At 61.0% G+C, this 21618-nt stretch carries 12 protein-coding genes; 5 read left to right on the plus strand and 7 right to left on the minus strand.

The annotated features are described in order from the left end of the window. The first annotated feature begins 217 nt into the window (after positions 1-217). The 5 genes from gltX (at position 218) to ACQRAJ_RS00520 (ending at position 7435) form a co-directional block, all read left to right on the plus strand. Positions 218-1693: a glutamate--tRNA ligase gene (gene gltX, locus ACQRAJ_RS00500; protein WP_427747378.1), complete on the plus strand. Its 1476-nt coding sequence runs from the start codon at positions 218-220 to the stop codon at positions 1691-1693. 70 nt (positions 1694-1763) lie between these two features. Further along, on the plus strand, positions 1764-4235 hold the full coding sequence (priA, locus tag ACQRAJ_RS00505) for a replication restart helicase PriA (protein ID WP_427747379.1): 2472 nt from the start codon (positions 1764-1766) through the stop codon (positions 4233-4235). An 18-nt stretch (positions 4236-4253) separates the two neighbouring features. Beyond that, the gene (gene def, locus ACQRAJ_RS00510; protein ID WP_427747380.1) at positions 4254-4790 is read left to right on the plus strand and encodes a peptide deformylase; all 537 of its coding nucleotides are present in this window, start codon (positions 4254-4256) and stop codon (positions 4788-4790) included. A gap of 327 nt (positions 4791-5117) precedes the next feature. Further along, positions 5118-6038, plus strand: a complete 921-nt coding sequence (gene fmt, locus ACQRAJ_RS00515) for a methionyl-tRNA formyltransferase (protein ID WP_427717377.1) — start codon at positions 5118-5120, stop codon at positions 6036-6038. Next, positions 6035-7435 (plus strand): RsmB/NOP family class I SAM-dependent RNA methyltransferase, encoded by a 1401-nt coding sequence (locus ACQRAJ_RS00520; RefSeq protein ID WP_427729059.1) that lies wholly within the window; start codon positions 6035-6037, stop codon positions 7433-7435. Before fmt ends, ACQRAJ_RS00520 begins: the two co-directional genes overlap by 4 nt. 460 nt (positions 7436-7895) lie before the next feature. On the opposite strand, the gene ACQRAJ_RS00525 is transcribed toward ACQRAJ_RS00520, so the two are convergent. The 7 genes from ACQRAJ_RS00525 to glgB all read right to left on the minus strand — a co-directional run bounded on the left by ACQRAJ_RS00525 (position 7896) and on the right by glgB (position 21427). Then, on the minus strand, positions 7896-8132 hold the full coding sequence (locus ACQRAJ_RS00525; protein ID WP_154518065.1) for an FmdB family zinc ribbon protein: 237 nt from the start codon (positions 8130-8132) through the stop codon (positions 7896-7898). Positions 8133-8220: 88 nt separating this feature from the next. Next, a complete protein-coding gene (locus tag ACQRAJ_RS00530) occupies positions 8221-11517 on the minus strand; it encodes a 4-alpha-glucanotransferase (protein ID WP_427747381.1) in 3297 nt (1098 codons plus the stop codon). 219 nt (positions 11518-11736) lie between these two features. Further along, positions 11737-14151, minus strand: a complete 2415-nt coding sequence (glgA, locus tag ACQRAJ_RS00535) for a glycogen synthase GlgA (protein ID WP_427747382.1) — start codon at positions 14149-14151, stop codon at positions 11737-11739. A gap of 90 nt (positions 14152-14241) precedes the next feature. After that, on the minus strand, positions 14242-15369 hold the full coding sequence (gene glgD, locus ACQRAJ_RS00540; RefSeq protein ID WP_427747383.1) for a glucose-1-phosphate adenylyltransferase subunit GlgD: 1128 nt from the start codon (positions 15367-15369) through the stop codon (positions 14242-14244). A gap of 4 nt (positions 15370-15373) precedes the next feature. Further along, the gene (locus ACQRAJ_RS00545) at positions 15374-16522 is read right to left on the minus strand and encodes a glucose-1-phosphate adenylyltransferase (protein ID WP_427747384.1); all 1149 of its coding nucleotides are present in this window, start codon (positions 16520-16522) and stop codon (positions 15374-15376) included. A 105-nt stretch (positions 16523-16627) separates the two neighbouring features. Beyond that, on the minus strand, positions 16628-19054 hold the full coding sequence (locus ACQRAJ_RS00550; RefSeq protein ID WP_427747385.1) for a glycogen/starch/alpha-glucan phosphorylase: 2427 nt from the start codon (positions 19052-19054) through the stop codon (positions 16628-16630). Between the two features lie 93 nt (positions 19055-19147). Continuing rightward, a complete protein-coding gene (glgB, locus tag ACQRAJ_RS00555) occupies positions 19148-21427 on the minus strand; it encodes a 1,4-alpha-glucan branching protein GlgB (RefSeq protein ID WP_427747410.1) in 2280 nt (759 codons plus the stop codon). Positions 21428-21618 lie beyond the last annotated feature (191 nt).

The following is a 21618-nucleotide window of genomic DNA, read 5'->3' on the forward strand; positions in this document are numbered from 1 at the left end:
TACTTATGAGGTAGCTAATTTGGGACGGGGCTTTTTTAGCTACCCCGGCTGATTGTTTGCTGGTTTAGCCGATAGCCTGCCGGGGCAGCTAAAAAAGCCCCGTCCCAAATTAGCTACCCGGCTTCGATGACTGGGTCGGTGCCCTTTGTGCGGAGGTGGGCATTGTTGCTTTATACTGGTGCGGTTAGACATCCATCCTGCAATCGAGGAGATTTCCATGGCATCAGACGTTCGCGTCCGCTTTGCACCCTCACCGACGGGCAAGCTGCACATCGGCGGCGCCCGCACCGCTATCTATAACTGGGCTTTTGCCCGCGCAAACGGCGGCACGTTCATCCTGCGCATCGACGACACCGACCCCACCCGCTCTACCGACGAGAACACGCAGATCATTCTGCGCGCTATGCGTTGGCTGGGCCTGGACTGGGACGAGGGCCCCGAGGTCGGCGGCGACTATGGCCCCTATGCCCAGACCGAGCGCCTGGACCTGTACAAGCAGGCCGCCCAGAAGCTTTGGGACGAGGGCAAGGCCTATCCCTGCTTCTGCACCAAGGAGCAGCTCGAGGCCGACCGTAAGGCCGCCCAGGAGCGTAAAGACCCCTTCCAGGGCTATCAGCGCCGCTGTCGCGATCTCGATCCCGAGGAGGCACGCCGCCGCATCGAGGCCGGCGAGCCCTACGTCCTTCGCATCAAGGTGCCCGAGGACCGCGGCGATGTCGTCATCCACGACGCCGTCCACGGCGAGGTGACCTTCGACGCCAAGGAGCTCGACGACTTTGTCATCTTCCGCTCCGATGGCACGCCCACGTATAACTTCGCGACTGTCGTCGACGACGCCATGATGAAGATCACCCATGTCATCCGCGGCGACGACCATCTGTCCAACACCCCGCGCCAGGTCATGGTTTACGAGGCCCTCGGCGCCCCCGTTCCCACATTCGCCCACATCTCCATGATCTTGGGTGCCGACGGCAAGAAGCTCTCTAAACGCCACGGCGCCACCTCGGTGGAGGAGTACCGCGACGCCGGCTACCTGTCCGACGCGTTCGTTAACTACCTGGCGCTGCTCGGCTGGTCGCTCGACGGCGAGACCACGATCATCCCGCGCGATGTTCTGGCCAGTAAGTTCTCGCTCGACCGCATTTCCAAGAACCCGGCGACCTTCGACCCCAAAAAGCTCGACTGGGTCAATGCCGAGTATATCAACAACATGTCCGACGCCCAGTTTGCCGACGAGATCATGATCCCCGAGCTGCACGTGGCCGGCATGATCGAGGGTAATGTCGAGTACGGCGAGGACTGGATCGACGCGCTTGCCGCCATCGTCAAGCCGCGCACCAAGATGCCGGCCGACGCCGTGACCGTCGCCGTTCCCATCTTTGCCACGGCCGAGACGCTCGAGTATGATGAGAAGTCTGTCAACAAGGGTCTGGCCAAGGAAGGCATGGGCGCCATTCTGGATGCCGCCAAGGCCGCGCTCGAGGGCGTGGACGAGTGGACGGCTGCCAGCATCGACGCCGCGCTTGAGCCGCTGCCCGAGCAGATGGACCTCAAGAAGCGCGTGGTGTTCCAAGCTGTGCGCGTCGCCGTCTGCGGTAACATGGTGAGCCCCCCGCTGGGCGAGACCATGGCGCTCGTCGGCCGCGACGACTGCCTGGCGCGTATCGACCGCGCCCGCACGATGGCGCTGTAGCAGCTGCGTAAACGCATGTATCTGAGCCCCGTTCACCTGAGCGGGGCTCTTGTTTCTAAAGACGTATGGGATGGGAGGTACAGAGACCATGGCCGAGCAACTGTCGTTGTTTGGTTCGCCGGAACCTAAGGAAGCTCCGAAGTCCACGGCCCCTGCCGCCGCCCCGGCGCAGCCCGAGCCCGCACCCGAACCCGTCTCCGCCTACGCGAGCGTGGTCCTCGACATCCCGACCCGTGCGCTCTCCGAGCCATTCGACTACGGCATCCCGCAGTCTCTTGCCAACGATGCCCAGATCGGGTCCACGGTCCTGGTCCGTTTTGGCAACCGTGCGGCCGCGGGCTATATCGTCGATATCGCGCCCGAGCTGGGCGACCTGCAAGGCAACGACGCCCTCGACCCCTTGCGCATCAAGCCCATCGAGGCCATCCTCAGCAAGCCGCTCTTTACCGCCGAGGCTGCACGCATTGCGCGCTGGATGAGCCACGAGTACGTCGCGACGCTTTCCGAGTGCCTGCGTCTGTTCTTGCCTCCGGGCGGCAGCCCGCGTGTCGTGAAGGGCGATGACGGCGTGTGGACCGTTGAGCGCCCCGCCGTAAAACCCATCCAAAACCGTTGGGTCATGCTCACGCCCGAGGGTTTCGACTACACGCCGCCCAAGACAGCGGTCCGTCAGCGTCAGCTCATCGACGCGCTCCAATGCGGCCCGGTCACGACGCGCGACCTCAACCTGCTCTACAACAGCATGTCGGCGACCATTAAAGCGCTCGAAAAACGCGGCGTCGTGGTGGTGGAGGAGCGCCGCGCCTGGCGTGGGTGTAGCGAGCAGACCACGTTGTCCTCGGCAAGCGGCAAGGCACCGGTCTCTCTCACCAACGGCCAGCAGCAGGCGCTCGCGCAGATTGAACGCGCCCGCCTTGATGCCCATGGCGACGTGGTCCTTGTCGATGGCGTCACCGGTTCCGGCAAAACCGAGGTTTACCTTTCGGCTATTGAGCGCGTGCTGGCGGCCGGCCGTTCGGCCTGCGTACTCGTGCCCGAGATCTCGCTGACGGCCCAGACCGTCGGCCGCTTCCGCTCGCGCTTTGGCGAGACGGTCGCGGTCTTCCACTCGCGTCTTTCGGCCGGCGAGCGTCTGGACCAGTGGGATATGGTTGCCAGCGGTGCCGCGCGCGTGGTCGTGGGCGCCCGCTCGGCGCTCTTTTGCCCGCTCAGCGATCTTGGTCTCATCATCATCGACGAGGAGCACGAGACCAGCTACAAGCAGGGCTCCAGCCCGCGCTACCATGCGCGCGAGGTGGCTGCCGAGATGGCGCGCCGCTATCGGTGCCCGCTCGTGTTGGGCTCCGCCACGCCCTCGGCCGAGGCCCTCGACCGCTGTTGCCGCGGTATGTACAACGGTGCCACCTGGACGCGCGTCGAGATGCCCGAGCGCCCGGGACACGCCGTGCTGCCCACGGTCCGCATTGCCGATCTGCGCCGCGAGTTCGCGCACGGCAGCCGCTCCATGTTCTCTAAACCGCTGATGGAAGGCCTGGAACGCGTGGTCGAGCGCCGCGAGAAGGCCGTACTGCTGCACAACCGCCGCGGTTTTGCGCCGTTTTTGATGTGCCGTGAGTGCGGCTGCGTCCCCACCTGCAACCACTGTTCTACCGCGCTCACGTACCACGAGCGCACGCACACGCTGCAGTGCCACACCTGCGGATCGTCTTGGCGCGTGCAGCCCTATCCTGCGCCCACGAGTCGTTGTCCCAAGTGCGGCAGCCGCTACCTGGCAAAAATGGGCCTGGGTACGCAGCAGATCGAGGACGCCCTACACCAGATGCTGCCCGAGGATGTCGCCATCATTCGTATGGACGCCGATTCCACACGCGGCAAGGATGCGCACAAAAAACTACTCGAGCAGTTCGATGCCGCCGATTGTGCGGTGCTGCTGGGTACCCAGATGATTGCCAAGGGCCTCGATTTTCCCGAGGTCACGCTCGTGGGCGTGGTCAATGCCGACTTTGCGTTAAAGCTGCCCGATTTTAGGGCGGGGGAGCGCGCCTACGATTTGCTAGAACAGGTCGCCGGCCGCGCCGGTCGCGGCGATCGTCCCGGCGAGGTTATCATCCAGACGTATCTGCCCGAGGACCCGGTCATTCGCGCCGTCGCAGAGCACGACCGCTCGATCTTTACCGACTACGACCTGGACCAGCGCCGAGACGCGCTGTACCCGCCTTTCGTGCGTCTTGTCAACATTTTGGTGTGGTCGGCGAATCGTGATAATGCGCAGGACTACATTGGGCGCATCGCAAAGCTTCTCAAGCGCCGCTGGCATGCCGCCGCGCCTGACTTTTTGCGAGCGGGGAGCGCCGTGCCCCAGGTGCTGGGCCCCGCTTCGTGTGTAATCGAGAGAGCCAAAGACCGTTATCGCTTCCATCTGCTTGTAAAGTCGCCGGTAGGGTACCATGTCTCTGATGATATCGACGCCTGCCTCAAAGAGGTGGGCTCCGTGCGCGGCGTGAGCGTGAGCGTTGACGTCGACGCCTATGATTTGATGTAACAACCCGAAAGGATGGCCATGGAAGCCAACGGAATCGTATTGTCGCCCGACCCTCGTCTGCGCCAGGAGTGCGCCGTCATCGAGGAGATCACCCCGGCGATTGAGGCGCTTGCCGAGAAGATGAAGAAGATGATGTTCGACAACGGCGGTTGCGGCCTGGCTGCCCCGCAGATCGGCGAGCTCGTCCAGCTCGTCACCATCGACTGCGACTACACCGACAAGAACGACTACGATCCCTACGTGCTCATTAACCCTGTCATTGTTGAGCAGAGTGACCATCTGGTGCCGTTTAGCGAGGGCTGCCTGTCCATCCCCGGCATTAGCTGCGAGATCGAGCGTCCCGACCATGTCGTTGTCGAGGCATACGATTTGGACGCCAACCTGATTCGCTATGAGGCCTCGGGCGACCTGTTCTGCGTGTGCCTGCAGCACGAGATCGATCACCTGCACGGCAACACCATGTTCGAGCGACTCAAGCCGATGCAGCGCATCAAGGCCGTCAAGGAGTACCAGGACGCCCTGGCCCGCGGCGCTCGACCGGGCGAGACTGAATAAGGTCGTCCGTCCCTGGGGCTGGCCGCCTATATATCGTCCCGCGCGCAGTTTCGCAGCGCAGCGAGAATGTTTGAGCACGGGATGATATATAGGCGGCCAGCCCCAGGGACTACTAGTTCTTGGCTCGGTTCGCCCGGGTGCCGTCGGGCCAGGGAGGGGCGTCTTCGCTGATAATTGCTTTGTTGGAAGAGCTGCTTTTATTGCGGCTCTTTCTTTGGTTTTGGGTATATTTGTTCTTGTTGAATTGTTATTGCGGATGGGCTGGCGACTTGGCTTTCCGCTGTTATTTGGAGCCGTCTCGGTTTTGTTTGAGGGGAGACGTTCTTTATGCGTATTGTGTTTATGGGTACGCCCGATTTCGCGGTGCCGTCGCTGACTTCGCTTGTTGAGGCTGGGAATGAGATTACGCTGGTAATTACGCGTCCCGATGCTGTTCGCGGGCGTGGTAAAAAGCTGGAGCCGTCTCCTGTTAAGGCCAAGGCGCTTGAGCTTGGTCTTCCCGTTGTTGAGGCAAATCGTATGACGCCGGATGTTATTGATCGGCTTAAGGCTGCTGATGCCGATATTTTCTGTGTGGCTGCCTATGGCTGCATTTTGCCCGATGAGGTGCTGCATATGGCGCCGCTCGGTATTGTGAATGTTCATGCTTCGCTGCTGCCCCGTTGGCGTGGCGCTGCTCCCATTCAGCGTGCCATTCTTGCTGGTGACGAGGTTGCTGGCGTTTCCATTATGCGCATTGGGCATGGCGTGGATACGGGCGCTTATTGCGCCCAGGCGTCGACCTCGGTTGCCGGTAAACATGCCGAGGCACTGACCATGGAGCTTGGTGAGCTGGGCGGTAAGTTGCTTGCCGATACGCTTCCCTCGCTTGCCGATGGCTCGGCTGTTTGGACTGAGCAGGATGAGTTCCTTGTCACGCATGCTGCCAAGATTTCCAAGCAGGAGATGCGTCTGGATCCGCAGATGGGGGCGCTTGATTGCGTGCGTCATGTGCTTGCCTCTTCCGACACCGCTCCCGCTCGCTGCGTGATTGCCGGCAAGACCGTGCGCGTGCTCGATGCCGCGCCGGCAGATGTATCGCTTGGCGAGGGGCTCGTCGCCGTTCAGGCCAAGCGCGTCTACCTGGGCCTGTCCGATGGCGCGGTCGAACTGCTCGAGGTTAAGCCCGATGGAAAGCGTGCTATGGCTGCTTCTGCCTGGGCTGCCGGCCTGCAGGGTGCGGATCTTTCGTGGGGTGTTTTGTCATGAGTAAGCTTTCCCCTGCGCGCAAGCTCGCGCTCGATGTTTTGATGGAGGCCGATCGCCGCGGCATGTACGCGCGTGACGTGCTCTCGTCCCGTGCCTCGGCCAAGGCCATTGACCAGCGCGATTCTGCTTTTGCCGCTCGTTTGGCACTGGGCGTTGCAGCCACCCAGGGCATTTTGGATGAGCTGCTCGACCAGTTTCTCGATAAGCCCAAAAAGGTCGCGCCTCGTGTGCGCATGGCACTTCGTATCTCGGCCTTCGAGATGCTCTACCTGCATACCCCGGGTCGTGTTGCGGTGAGTCAGGGCGTTGAGCTCGTGCGCAGCGGTGCTAAGTCTGCCGCCGGTCTGGCGAACGCCGTGCTGCATAAGGTTGCGAACAACGTCGAGGACTTTGCCACTGCGGCGGATGCCGATGAGTCCGAGCGCCGTTTGGTTCGACTATCTCGCCTGATGGGCATGCCGCGCTGGCTTTGCGCTCGCATTATGGCGTCGTTCGATACACCCGAGGGCGCGCTCGGCTTTGCCGGCAATCTGGCGCCCGCGCCGCTGGCTTTGCACGAGAATGCCTTTGCCACCAAACCCGATCCGTACATTTCGCAGCTTGTGGCACCCGTGTTCCCGGGTTGCCATGCGCCGGTCGACGCGCAGGCCACGGTTGCGTCGGGCGTGTTTGAGCGCGCAGCTGCCGTGGCCTCGGACCTTAACGCCCAGCTCATCGCTACCGCGGCGACCCGTCCCGGGCGTTGTCTAGAGATTGGCGCCGGTCGTGGCACCAAGACCTATGTGATGATGTGCCAGGCCAAGCGTGCCGGTTACGACCGTCAGCACACCGCACTCGATTTGCACGACCGCAAGTGCGACCAGAATCTCGCACGTCTGCATAAGGCGGGTATTACGGGTGTTCGTACGGTGTCGGGCGATGCCTGCGAGCTCAATGAGGTGCTCACGTCCTTTGACGCGATGCTTGGCGAGCCTGCCCTGTTCGACACGGTGTTTATCGATGCTCCGTGCTCGGGCACCGGCACCATGCGCCGTCATCCCGAGATACCGTGGCGTCTGACCGAGGGCGACGTTACGACTGAGCTGCCCCGCCTGCAGCTGACGATGCTCAAGGAAGCAGCCGCGCGCGTCGCTGCCGGCGGTGAGCTTATCTATGCCACCTGCTCGGTCTTCGACGAGGAGAACACGCAGGTCGTTGATGCCTTCCTAGCCTCTCCCGAGGGCGCCGGCTTTACCGTGATGCCGCTTTCCGAAGCCCAGATTTTGCAGCTCCCTGAGTACGACCATGCCAAGAGCCTCGTCACCCTGCGCCAAAACGCTCGAGGCCTCTTCCAAAGCGTCCCCGCAAACGCCGATTCCTACGACGGCCACTTCTGCGCCAGACTGGTCCGCAAGTAAAACGGATTCCAAGGGTAGCTAATTTGGGACGGGGCTTTTTTAGCTGCCCTGGCCGCCAGTCGGCCAAACATTTGCGTTATCAGCTGGGGCAGCTAAAAAAGCCCCGTCCCAAATTAGCTAAAGAGTGGGAAAAATAGCCCCGTTTCATACTTGCTGCTATCAAAAGTAGAGCGGATTACGGGGCAAGATTGGTGATGCCTGACCACAGCAAAAATGGCCTAAATAAAACCGCAGGTAGATGGTTTGTTGAAATTTGCAAATTACCGGAATGGATAGAGGTTGCCAATTCGGCCCCGTAATCCGGCAGGGTTTTGAAATGTTACAAACTTAGCATCAGCCCGAAATCCGATCTAAAGAAAAGTTGCGGTGAAATGGATCCTGATTGGCCGTTGAAAGGGCTGATTCAGGAACTATTTCACCGCAACTCATCAGGAAGCCTGGGTGTCGGGACCGCTTGTCGCTAGTGGTTATGTGGGCAGTCGGCGCAACAACCGCTTGTGGCGCTGGTGCTGGACCCGCCACTGCGCTGGTCGGTGTTGTAGAAACCGCTGCCGTCGAACTTAATGCCGCTGGCCGAGAACGTCTTGGATGCCGGGGCGCCGCAGCTGGGGCATACGACCTCGGGAGTCTCGGACATGGGGTGCTCAACCTCAAAAACGTTGCCGCAGCTCGTGCACTTATATTCGTAGCGCGCCATAATACTTCCTTTTCAGCACAAAGCGGGCAGATCGCTCTGCCCGCAAAAATTCAAACGTTTGTAACTGTACCCTATATCGAGGGTTTTATCACGCTTCGCCCCAGAATCTATGGGTGCTGCGCAGGAGCTTCGCAGTTTTCTCTTCGGCCTCCGCAACGTCTGCCTCTTGTGCCTGCCACGTCCAGTTGCCTGTGGCTACACCCGGCACGTTCATACGTGCGTCGTCCCCCAGCCCCAGCACATCCTGCAGCGGCATCATAACGAGCGGAGCATCGCTTGCCAGGGCATTGCCAATGAGCTCGCTTGCTACCTCAGCACCGCTCGGCTCGTCGCCGCCTGCAAAGGAGCGCGTGCACCAGCCAGCGAGCGTCGAAGTGTCGTGCGTTGAGGTGTACAGGATTTTGCCCGGCGTGGTATGAATTCCGCCGCGAACGTCGTAGTCACTAAACTCCAGTACGTCCATGCCGGGAAAACCGCAGGTCGAAGCCATAGCGCGAACGCCAGGCGTCAGATAGCCCAGATCCTCGGCAATAAAATTGAGCGGACCCAGCTCGTCGTAGGCGGTCTGGAACAGGTCCTTGCCCGGACCAGCAAGCCAGCGGCCGTCGGCACAGGCTTTGCCAGCGGGAATACTAAAGTAGTTGTGGAAGCCCAGGAAGTGGTCCAGGCGCACGCGGTCGTAGAGCGCGAACGCTCGGCGCAGGCGATCGAGCCACCAGCGATAGCCGCTCTCCTTCATGTGATCCCAGCGGAAGGTGGGGTTTCCCCACACCTGACCTTCGGGCGCAAAGTTGTCGGGCGGCGCACCGGAGATCTCGATTGCCTTGCCGGTATCGGACAGCCAGAAGATATCGGGCTCGCTCCACGCATCTGCCGAATCGTCCGATACATACATCGGGATATCGCCGATGACCTCGATGCCCTTCTTGTGCGCATAGTTCATGAGCTCGCACCAGGCAAGGTCAAAGCGGTACTGCATGTACGCCTGAAGCTCGGCCTCGTCGTGGAAGCGCTTGTCGTCGATCAGATGCTCGTTGTAGCGCGCGACATCTGCCGGCCAATTGTGGCGCGACTCGCCCTCAAAGTATTTCTTAACGGCCATGTAGACGCAGTACTTCTCGAGCCAATCGGCATTGCGATGTTTAAACGCGGTGTACAGCGGGTCGGCATCTTCGCCACCGTGGGCCTTCCAAGAAGCGAAGTCGGCGGCCAGCTCCTCGTGACTCTCGGGCAGCAGGTCGATGTTACCCGCAAAAGCCGAGGGTCCGGCATAGGGGGAGCGGAAGAAATCCGTCGGGTTAACGGGCAGGACCTGCCAGTAGCGCATGCCCATGGCGGCCAGGTGGTCGATAAAGCGACGCGTGGGTGCGCCGATCGTACCCGGCTTGCCATCGTCAGTCGGCACCGAGGTGATGTGGCACACGACGCCCGCGCCATGATCGAGCGGCTCCTGCAGGCGCCTCTCGGCATGGTGATAGATGATCGAAGAGCCCAGTGGGTACAGGTCGAGCGTAACCGTGCCGTTGTGGATCTCGCACTCGTGGCCGCTGATCACGTCACTCGCGCATTCACCGAGCGCCGGAATCGTCACGCGGTGCGAATTGCGCAGGCTGCGATTGACGATAACAGTCGCAGCCTCGCCGTCTTTGCCCGTGCGGGTGTAGGCTAGGACGTCGTCGTTAAGCGCGAAGGCCTTGATCTCGCCGTCAACCATAAACGGCAACGCGCGGCGCAGGGCGGATGCGTTCTTCACGATGGCCAACGTATCGAAATCGTGAAGCTGGTCCTTTGTCGGCAGGGTACGGCGGTTGCCCGGATCGGTGAGGCCCTCCAGGCCGTACTCATCGCCATAATAGATCGAGGGCACGCCGGGGAAGGTCATCTGCATGAGCGTCGCCAACCAAAAGCGCCTCTTGGCCAGGTCCATGGAGTTCTCGTCCAAGCGCCATTTGCTACGCTCGCTCTCGGGTAGCTGCGACTCGTCGGGACCACCGCCGAGCACCGAGATAATGCGCGGACGGTCGTGGCTCGAAAGCAGATTGAGCGCGCAGGCCAGTGCCTCGCGCGGGTAGTTCTCGCGCAGTGTCTCAATGTCCTCGGCAGCCTGATAGGCGTCCTTGTAGCCCATCAAAAAGCCGATGACCATGTCGCGGAAGGGGTAGTCCATGGCGGAATCGAGTTCGGAGCCCTGCAGATAACGGCGCAGATGGCCATAGCTGATCTTGTTAGAGGCGTCCTCCCAGACTTCGCCGAGCAGCAACGCATCGGGCTTCTCTTCGAGCACGGCGGCCTTGATATCGGCCAGGAAGTCATCGGAAAGCTCGTCGGCCACATCGAGTCGCCAGCCGTGGGCACCGGCGCGCAGACACTTGCGAATGACGCCGTCCTTGCCCAGAAGCTTTTTGCGCACGAGCTCGGAATTCTCGTTGAGGGCGGGCATGTTGCTCACGCCCCACCAGCAGTCATACGAACCGTCCTCGTGGAAGGTAAACGCATCGCGCCACGGGGAGTCCTCGCTCTGCCACGCGCCGACGCCGGGATAGTTGCCGTAGCGGTTAAAGTAGATCGAGTCGTCGCCCGTATGGTTGAAGACGCCGTCCAGGATGATGGAAATGCCGAGCTTCTCGGCCGCCTCGCATAGCTCCGTAAAGTCCTGCTCGGTTCCCAGAATCGGGTCGATCTTGGTGTAATCGGCCGTGTCGTAGCGGTGGTTGCTCGCGGCCTCAAAGATCGGGTTGAGGTAGATGGCCGTAAAGCCCAGCTCGGCAATGCGGGGCAGGTCATTTTGGATACCCTTGAGCGAGCCGCCGTAAAAATCCCAGGTCTTGATGGATCCGTCCTCGGCACGCTCGTACACGGGCGGCTCGTTCCAGTCCTCGACCATGCGACGCTGGATTCCCTTACGCGGTTTTTCGACCTCGGCCAGCGTGCGTTCGCGCCAGTTTTCGTCGCGGGCGTAGCGGTCGGGGAAGATCTGGTAGACCATGCCGTGCTCGTACCAGGTGGGACGGTTCTCGCGGTGCTTGTAGACGGTAATCTGGAAGGACGGAACCTCGGCGTAGTCGTATACAACGCCCTCGCCGCCGGTGCGACCCTGCGGCGCACCCAAGCGGACCTCGGGCTGACCTTCGATATTGCATATAAAGCTGTACCATACAAGACAGGGCTCGGCGCAGTTGAGCTCACCGGTAAAGATGCCATCGCCCTTGTGCTCCATGGGGATTAAGGTCTCTCCGATGCCGTCGACCCAGGTGCGCAGGGTGAGCGTTGCCTGGTTGGGGTCGGCATCCTCCAAAATCACCGAAAGCGAAACGGAAGTTCCAGTGGTCACAGCGCCAAAAGGAGTGCGAAACTGCGTCAGGCGGCTGTTGTGTATCAATCTCATAGTACGGTCCAGTTCTATACAATCATGGCCAGCGGGTCATGGGCTTAACGCACAGTGCATAAGTATATCCGTTGCACTTTAGTTGTATAAACTACAGTCGCTCACTATCGGCGAACGGTTGTCCTAGAAAATCGTTTTATCAACTATCTACAGAGAAGGGGCGCCCAGTTGGAGCGCCCCTTGTTTAGGGTTTTTGTTAGGTTTTAGATCGTCTGTGGACTAGCGGCGCTTGCGGGTGGCCGTTGCCTTGCGGACGGAGGTCTTCTTGGTCGGAGCCTTTTCCTCGGTTGGAGCGGCGGGGGAGACCGGGGCCTTCTTGGCGGGTTCGGTTTTTGCCGTAGCCTTTGGAGCGGTCTTGACCTCGGCGGCCTTCGGTTCCGGCTCGGCCTTTACTGCGGGTTTGTCCTTGGCTTTAGCCTCTGCCTTGGGAGCGGCTGTCTTGGTCGTAGCCTTTTTGGCCGTTGTCGTGGCGCGCTTGCGTGTGGTGGTCTTGGCGGCCGGCTTTGCCTCGACCGTTGCCTCGGCCTTGGGCTCGGAGGGCACCTCCTCGACCTTGACGGCGGGCTTTGCAGCAGCCTTCGGGGCCGTCTTCGCGGCGGCCTTCGTCGTAGCAGCCTTGGTCGCCGGCGACTTCGTAGCCGTGGCCTTCTTGGCGGTCGCGGTCTTGGTCGCGGTCTTGGTCGCGGTCGTCTTCTTGGCAGCGGTCTTGGCCGGAGCCTTTGCCGCGGTCTTAGCCTCGGCAGTGGTAGCCTCAGCGGTGGCCTCGGCCTTTACCTCGGGAGCGGCCTCGGCTTCGACGGCCTTCTTGGCAGCGGCGGTCGTACGCTTGCGCGTGGTGGTTGCCTTGGCAGCGGTGGTCTTGCTCGTAGCGGCCTTCGTGGTCGTGGCCTTCTTAGCCGTCGTCTTGCGGGTCGTCGTCTTCTTGGCGGCAGGCTTCGCCGTGGGCTTTACCTCGCCGTCGTCAGCCGGCTTCTCCTCGGCCTTGGGCTCCTCGGCAGCAGCGGGCTCCTTAACGGGTGCCGCAGGCTCGGCCTCGGCAGCAGCGGGCTCCTTAACGGGTGCCGCAGGCTCGGCCTCAGCGGCAACCGGCTCCTCCACAGCCGCAGCAGCCTCCACTGCCACCGGCTCCTCCACAGCCGCAGCAGCCTCCACCGCCACCGGCCTCTCAATCTCCGGGTGCATAAAGAAGTACAGGTCCAGATACTTATCGGCCGAACGTGTCCAGCTAAAGTCCTGGCTCATGGCCTGCGTGACCAGCTGATTCCAGGCCTCGCGGTTATCCCAGAACAGGCGAGCCGCGCGGAACACCGCGTCGCCCATCTCGTCGCCGTTAAAGTGACTAAATGAGAAGCCCGTGCCCTCGCCGGTAAACTCGTTGTACGGTTGCACGGTGTCCTTCAGGCCACCGGTCTCGCGCACAATGGGCAGGGTGCCGTAGCGCATGGCGATGATCTGCGACAGGCCACAGGGCTCAAACTTCGAGGGCATCAGGAACATATCGGCGGCGGCGTACATGCGCTGCGAAAGCGCCGGGTCAAACTCGATACGCGCCGCCATGGTGCCGGGGTATTTGCCCTGGAAGTAGCGAAGGCCGTCCTCGTAGTCGCGGTCGCCGGTACCCAGCACGGCCACCTGAACGCCACCGGACAGGATGCGGTCGAGCGCGTACATGACCAGGTCCATGCCCTTCTGTCGCGTCAGGCGCGTGACCATCACCATAAGCGGGCGGTCGTCGCGAATCTCGAGCCCCAGCTCCTCCTGCAGCTTGGCCTTGCATACGGCCTTCCCCGCGCGGTCATCAACCGTGTAGTTGGCGGCAATGCGCTTGTCGGTCGCCGGATCAAAACCCACAACGTCAATGCCGTTGAGGATGCCCTGCAGAGCGTACGAACGCTCGCGCAGCACGCCGTCCAGGCCCTCGCCAAACTCGGGCGTCTGGATCTCGCCCGCATAGGTGGGGCTCACCGTGGTGATGGCATCGGCATAGTGCAGCGCGCCCAGCATATAGTTAATGCTGCAGGCGTCACAGCGCAACTGCGTGGCGGCTGCCGGAATATGCGCCATACCCAGTATGTCTTCCATCACGGTGTCGCTAAACTGGCCCTGGAACGCCACATTGTGGATCGAGAACACGGTCTTGACGCGGTCGTACAGCGGCAGCCCTTGGTAGAACTCTCGCAAGAACACGGGCGCCAGCGCCGTCTGCCAGTCGTTGCAGTGCAGGATGTCGCACTCAAAGCCTTCAGGTAGGTGCTGCAGGCTCTCGGTGATGGCCTTGGAGAAAAACGCGAAGCGCTCGCCGTCGTCAAAGAAGCCGTAGGGATAGTCGCGCGCAAAGTAGTGCTCGTTGTCCACGAACATATAGGTGACGCCGTCGTGCTCGAGCTTCTCCAACCCGCAGTACTCGTTGCGCCAGCTCAGGCTCACGTAAAAGTCGGCAAAGTGCTCCATCTGCGCCTTGTACTCGTCCTTGATGGTGGCGTACTTGGGCACCATCACAATGACTTCGGCGCCAGCGCGCACGAGTGCCGCAGGCAGCGAGCCCGCCACGTCACCCAGGCCGCCGGTCTTAACAAACGGCGCGCACTCGGCCGAGGCAAACACGATCTGCATCTTTTTGCTGGTTTGTGCCATTATGTCTCCCATGTTGCAATTCGAGAATAGTCGCCTGGCGCTAACCGGGCGACTATTCTACAAGTTACGTGCGATTATGTGGTGCCAACGTTAACGAGCGATGGTGGTATCGGAAGTTAACGGAGCCTTGCCCAGCACCAGGATGTTCTCGGGCGTACCGCGAAGCTCGGTGTTGGTGGGAACCACGTTGTTCTTGTCCAGGATGGCGTTCTCAACACGGGCGCCGCTCTTGATGATGCAGCTCTGGTTGATGATCGAGTTGGTCACCGAGGCGCCTTCCTCGATCACAACGCCGCGCGACAGGATCGAGTTGCGCACGGTGCCCTTGATGATGCAGCCGGCCGAGATGATCGAGTTGCAGGCGTGGCTGCCGGTCGCGTAACGCGAAGGCGGCACGTCGTGGGCCTTGGTCAGGATCGGGCGCTCGGGGTCAAAGAGCTGATCGGCCACGGTCTGGTCGAGCAGGTCCATGCTGCGACGATACAGCGACTTCTCGCTAAACACGCCCACGACCTCGCCCTTGTACTTGTAGCTGCACACGTCGATGTTGCCAAAGTCGCCCTGGAGTGCCTCGAGCAGGTCCAGATAGTCGGCGGCCTGGTAGTGGTCGATGATCTCGAGCAGCGTCTCGCGGTTGACGATGCAGCAGTCCATAGAGGCGTTGTCGCCGTACGCGACGCCGGCGCTCACGCCCGTCAGGCGGCCGTTCTCGTTGATATCGAGCTTGGTCTCGTCTTCGATGTTGTGCGTGGCCTTGCAGTACACCACGGTCATCTGGGCACCGGATTTCTCGTGCGCCTCGATGATGGTGTTGAGGTCCATGTTAAAGATGACGTTGGTGCCCATCATCACAACATAGGGCTTGTCCGAGCGCTGGAACAGCGTCTTGTTGGAGATGATGTCGCGGAGCAAGAAGCGCATGCCGCCCTTGGTGGTGCCATACGCGTTGCCGGGCACCATGAACAGGCCGCCGTTCTTGCGGTCCAGGCCCCAGTCCTTGCCCGAGCCCACGTGGTCGATCAGCGAGCGGTAGTTGCCCGGCATGACAACGCCGACGGTCTTAATGCCGGCATTCATCATGTTGGACAGCGGAAAGTCGATCAGGCGGTAGCGGCCCAAAAACGGAATCGACGCGATGGGGCGATCCTTGAGCAGCACGCTGCCGTAGGTCGAAGAGTAGTTAGCGGTGATATAGCCGATGGCCTTGCGATTGATCATCGGATCATTCCCCCTTCCCGACAACGACGTCATTTCCAACGACGGCCGTATCCTTGGTGGTATCGACAGAGCCGAGCTTCACGCCCTCTTCGACCGTGGAGTTCTCGCCCAAAATAGCGCGGCAAATGTGCGCGCCGCTCTTAACGTGCGCACCCGGCAGCAGCACGGAGTCCTCGACCACGGCGCGCTCCTCAATGATGACATCGGTCGAAAGGATCGAGTGGCGAGCGGTGCCGTAGATCTTGCAGCCATTTGAGACCAGGCAGTCGTCCAGGCGACCGTCCGGGCCAATGTAGTGCGGCGGGCGCGTGGTGATGTTGGACATGATGGGGAAGCTCTTGTCAAACAGATCGAACTCGGGGTTGTTGCCCAGCAGGTCCATCGAGGTCTCGTGGAAGCTGGCGATGGTGCCAACATCCTTCCAAAAGCCGTGGAACTCGTAGCTGTACAGGCGCTTGTCCTCGGCGAGCAGCTTGGGGATGATGTCCTTGCCAAAGTCGTGGCTCGAGCGCTGGTCCAGAGCGTCCTCCTCGAGCGCCTTGACCAGCACGTCGGCCGAGAAGATGTAGATGCCCATGGACGCGAGGTTTGAATCGGGCTTCTCGGGCTTCTCCGTAAACTTGGTGATGCGGCCGTCCTCGGGGTCGGTGGTCAGGATGCCAAAGCGGCTGGCCTCCTCCCACGGCACGGGCATAACGCTCACCGTGAGGTCGGCGTTGTTCTCAATGTGCGTCTTGAGCATCTTGCGGTAGTCCATGCGATACAGATGATCGCCCGAAAGAATCAGGACGTACTTGGGGTCGTTGGACTTAATGTAGTCGAGGTTCTGCGTGATGGCGTCGGCCGTGCCCGCATACCATGCGCCACCGGTTTGCGTCTCGTACGGCGGCAGGATCGACACGCCACCGTCGCGGCTGTCCAGATCCCACGCCTCGCCAGAGCCCACGTAGGCATGCAGCAGGTAGGGACGATACTGCGTCAGAACGCCCACCGTGTCGATGCCCGAATTGGAGCAGTTAGACAGCGAAAAGTCGATAATGCGGAACTTGCCACCAAAGCTAACCGCCGGTTTAGCGATCTTTTGGGTGAGTGCCCCCAATCGACTGCCCTGTCCTCCTGCGAGGAGCATCGCGATGCATTCTTTCTTACTCATCGGTTTCTCCTTCTGTCATCGATGTTCCTAAACCCATTAGCGACGGGCGCGGCGCTCGGTCGCGCCCGTCGAGTAATGCCGTGCGGCAAAGGGAACTCGCGGCCTTTAAGCGTGCCAGATCTCGTCGCGGTACTCGCGAATGGTGCGGTCGCTCGAGAACCAGCCGCTCGAGGCGGTGTTGAGCAGGGCCTTGCGGTTCCAGGTCTCCTGGTCGCCATAGCTGCCCGTGAGCTTCTCCCATGCATCCACGTAGCTGCGGAAGTCTGCCATGACCAGATCGGGGTCGTTGTTGTTCATAAGCTCGTTGTAGATGCTCTCAAAGTTGCCCGAAAGGCCGGCAAACGTGTTGTCCTTGAGCTCATCCATCACGCGGCCCAGACGTTCGCGATCATTGTTGAGCGTATCCCACGCAAAGTAGCTGTTCGATGCCCAGAGCTGCTCGACCTCGGGAGCGGTCAGGCCAAAGATCGCCTCGTTCTCGCGGCCGGCCAAATCGGCGATTTCGATGTTGGCGCCGTCGAGGGTGCCCAGCGTAATGGCGCCGTTCATCATGAGCTTCATGTTGGACGTGCCCGAGGCCTCCTTGCCAGCTGTGGAGATCTGCTCCGAAATCTCGGCGGCAGGGTAGATGAGCTGGGCGTTGCTCACGCGGAAGTTGGGGATAAAGCAGACCTTCATGACCTCGTTGACGCGCGGGTCGTTGTTGATGACCTCGGCCACCGAGTTGATCAGGCGGATGGTCTCCTTGGCAAAGGTGTAGCTCGAGGCAGCCTTGCCGCTAAAGATAAAGGTCGTCGGTGTCACGTGGAAGTTGGGATTGGCGATGCGACGGTTGTAGATGTCCATCACCTTCATGATGTTCATGAGCTGGCGCTTGTAGGCATGAAAACGCTTTACCTGAACATCGAAGACGGTGTTGGGGTCTATAACCAGACCGGTCTCTGCCTTAACGTAGGCAGCAAGGCGCTCCTTGTTGGCGCGCTTGGAGGCACCCACGGCCTTAAGGAACTCGGTGTCGTTCTGAAAACCTTTAAGTTTCTCCAGCTCAAATGCGTCCTTCAGCCAGCCGTCGCCAATGGCCTCGGTCACGAGCTTGGCGTAGGTGGGGTTGGCCTCGGCAAAGAAGCGGCGGTGCGAGATGCCGTTGGTCTTGTTGTTGAACTTCTCGGGCGTCAGGGCATAGAAGTCCTTGAGCACATTGTTCTTGATGATATCGGAGTGAATCTTGGCCACGCCGTTGACGCTGTGGCTGCAGATCACGGACAGGTTGGCCATGCGAACCTCGCCGTCCCATAGGATGGCGGTCTGGCGCAGACGCTCCTGCCAGCCCTCCTGCGTAGTATCGAACGACTCATGCCAACGACGGCTGATTTCGTCGATGATCTGGTACACACGGGGGAGGAGCTTGGAGAACGTGCCGATGGGCCACTTCTCCAGGGCCTCGGGCAGGATGGTGTGGTTGGTGTAGCTCACGACCTGCGTCACGATGTTCCAGGCGTCATCCCACTCGAGCTTCTTCTCGTCGATGAGGATGCGCATGAGCTCGGGGCCGCACATGGCGGGGTGCGTATCGTTGGTGTGGATGGCCACAAACTGCGGCAACAGCTCCCAGTTCGCGCCGTGTTCCTTCTCAAAGGTGTCAAGCAGGCTATAGATGCCGGCCGAGACAAACAGGTATTCCTGCTTCAGACGCAGCAGACGGCCGTGCTCTCCGGCGTCGTTGGGGTAGAGGATGGCGCTGATGGCCTCGGCCTCGGCGCGCTCGGCGTCGGCCAGGGCGTAGTCGCCGCGGTTGAAGGCCTCCAGATCGAAGTGCTCCTCGACCGGCTCAGCGGCCCAGACGCGCAGCTTGTTGACGGTCTCGCCGGCATAGCCCACCACGGGGATGTCATAAGGGACGGCCAGGATGTCCTGCGTGTCCACGGTTCGATAGAACGTGCGGCCGTTCTCCTCAAAGCCCTCGACGCGGCCACCAAACTTAATGGTCACGGCCTTGTCCTGACGACGGACCTCCCAGGGATAGCCGTTGGTGAGCCACTCGTCGGTGGTTTCGACCTGGCTGCCGTTGACGATCTCCTGTTTAAACAGGCCGTAGCGGTAGCGCATGCCGTTGCCGTAGCCGGCAATGCCCTCGGCTGCCATGGAATCCAGGAAGCATGCGGCCAGACGACCCAGGCCACCGTTGCCCAGCGCCGGATCGGGCTCCTGGCTCTCGATGACGGACAGGTCAAGGCCCATATCGTCGAGCGCCTCGGCGACCATGTCGCGCACGCCAAAGTTGAGCAGGTAGTTGTCGAGCAGGCGGCCGATCAAAAACTCGATCGAGAAGTAGTACACGCGCTTCTTGCCCTCGGCGGTGGCGCGGGCGTCGCTCTTGGTGGCAACGGTGCGGGCCTTCTCGGCCACGAGCTTGGCCAGGGCGTTAAAGCGATCCAGGTCGCTGGCTGCCTCGACGCTCTTGCCGCTAATGCTCATGACGGCATCGCGATAGAGTTCGGTAAACTCCTGCTTGTTGTCGAAGATCTTATTCATACGTTCCTTCCCCCGGGGATGTTTCTCCCGGAACGGCTGTGACTTGTATCCTACGCCCCCGCGGGGCGGGAAATTACAGTGGTAACGCCTTTGTTACGCATCCTTAGGTGACGACTTAACAGAAGCAGACTTGGCTTTGGCAGCGGCCTTTTTGGCAGCCGGCTTCTTGGTCGCGGTAGCCTTGGCAGCGGGCTTTGCGGCGGCCTTAGCCTTCGCCTTAGTGGTCGTAGCCTTCGCCTTGGCCGGAGCCTTCTTGGCGGCCGCTGGCTTGGGCTTTACCGAGGACGCACGCTTGCGGGTCGCCTTCTTGGGCTCCTCGACCACGGGCGGCTTATAGCTGCTGGGGCCGCGACGCTTAAGCACCACGCCTGCCAGGCTGGGCACCTTAATCTCGATGGAGTCCATCTGCCCGTTCCAGGGATAGGGCTCGCTCGAGCAGGTGTAGGGCTCCTCGCCAGCATAGCCGCTGCCGCCAAACTCGGGACGGTCGGAGTCAAAGATGACCTCCCAGTCGCCCTCACGCGGCACGCCCACACGGAAGCTCCCGTAGGCCGCCGGGTCAAAGTTGATCAGGATCACGAGGTCGTCATCGACGTCCTCGCCCTGACGCACAAAGCTCACGATGGACTGCTTGGAGTTGTCCGCGTCGATCCAGGTAAAGCCGTCGTCATTGTAGCCGCGCTCGTACAGGGCAGGCTCGGCGGTATACAGGTGGTTGAGCGCCTTAATGAACGCCTGATGGTGTGCATGGGTCTCATACTGCTCGGTCAAGAACCACTGAATAGATTCGTAGTAGCGCCACTCGATAAACTGGCCGATCTCGTTGCCCATAAAGTTGAGCTTGGCACCGGGGTGCGTCATCTGGTAGAAGGCGAGCGTGCGCAGGCCGGCAAACTGGCGCCACCAGTCACCCGGCATGCGGCCGATGAGCGAGCACTTGCCGTGCACGACCTCGTCGTGGCTCAGCGGGCAGATAAAGTTCTCGGTAAAGGCGTACATGATGGAGAACGTGAGCAAGCCATGGTTGCCGGGGCGCCACGGAAAATCGGTCTGCATGTAGTGCAGGGTGTCGTTCATCCAGCCCATGTCCCACTTGTAGTGGAAGCCCAGGCCGCCATCCTGCGGCGGATAGGTCACAAGCGGCCACGCGGTGGACTCCTCGGCCATCATCATCACGTCGGGGTAGTGCGCCTCTACAGCGCAGTTGACCTGACGGATAAACGCGCTGGCGTCCAGGTCCTCCTCGGTACCGTACTTGTTGAACTTCTTTTGGCCAGGATCGTCAATGCCAAAGTTGAGGTACAGCATGCTTGACACGCCGTCCATGCGAATGCCGTCCACATGGAAGTTCTCGATCCAGTACAGCACGTTGGAGACCAAGAAGGAGCGGACCTCGCCGCGGGCGAAGTCAAACTTGTGCGTGCCCCAGTTGGGGTGAATCTCGTGCTCAAACAGCATGTGGCCGTTAAAGGTGGCAAGGCCGTGGGAGTCGGCGCAAAAACCGCCGGGCACCCAGTCCATGATCACGCCGATGCCCGCCTCGTGGCACGCATCGATAAAGTGCATGAGCTGCTGCGGGTTGCCGTAGCGTGACGTGGCGGCAAAGTAGCCGGTCGTCTGGTAGCCCCAGGAGCCATCGAAGGGGTGCTCCATAAGCGGCATGACCTCGATATGCGTGTAGCCCATATCGCGCACGTAGTCCACGAGCTCCACCGACAGGTCGTCGTAGGTGTAAAACTCGCCGCGCTGCGCAGGGAAGGGGTCCATGGGACCGGGGTAGTTGCCGTACTCGTCCGGCTCGCCCTGTGGCTCGTCTCCGTGGCGCTTCCACGAGCCAATATGCACCTCGTAGATGTTGAGCGGCTGCGACATGTGGTTGTGGCCGGCGCGGCGCTTGAGCCACGCGGCGTCGTTCCACTGGTAGCCATCGAGGGTCCACAGCACGCTCGCCGTTCCCGGAGGGCACTCGGCCTTAAAGGCGTACGGATCGGCCTTGTAGAGCTTTTCGCCCTCGTTGGTCTCGATGAGGTATTTATAGAGCTGGCCCTGCTCGGCGCCAGGAATAAAGCCTTCCCAGATAGCGCTCGTGTGTACGGGCACCAGCGGGTTGGCTTGTTCGTCCCAATTGTTGAATTCACCGATAACGTGGACGCTCTTAACGTCGGGCGCCCAAACGCAAAAACGCCAGCCGCGCGTGCGCTGCTGCGTGTCGGGATGCGCGCCCATCTTTTCCCAGCTGCGCTCCCACATTCCAATGCCAAACAGATAGACATCGTCCTTGGTGAGCTCCGGTGCGTGCGGGGCGGCTTTACGGGTAGCGGGCTTTTTGGTTGCTGGCTTTAGCTTTGTATCGCTCACGTTTGATCCCATCATGACGCGGCAGCGTGTTGCCTTGGTGACTAGATGCGAAAGGTCCAAGGCTGCACGAATCGAAGGGACGGCGATAGCTCTATGAGTCGTCCCACCTCGCGTGCACGGTGGAACTTTCGGCAAAAACCACAATAACACCTGTCCGTTACTTTTATGGACGAAAGTGGATTTACGGTGGCGTTTAATCGGTGAGC

Source organism: Collinsella sp. SGI.184 (assembly GCF_050313415.1).
In the GTDB taxonomy this organism is placed as follows: domain Bacteria; phylum Actinomycetota; class Coriobacteriia; order Coriobacteriales; family Coriobacteriaceae; genus Collinsella.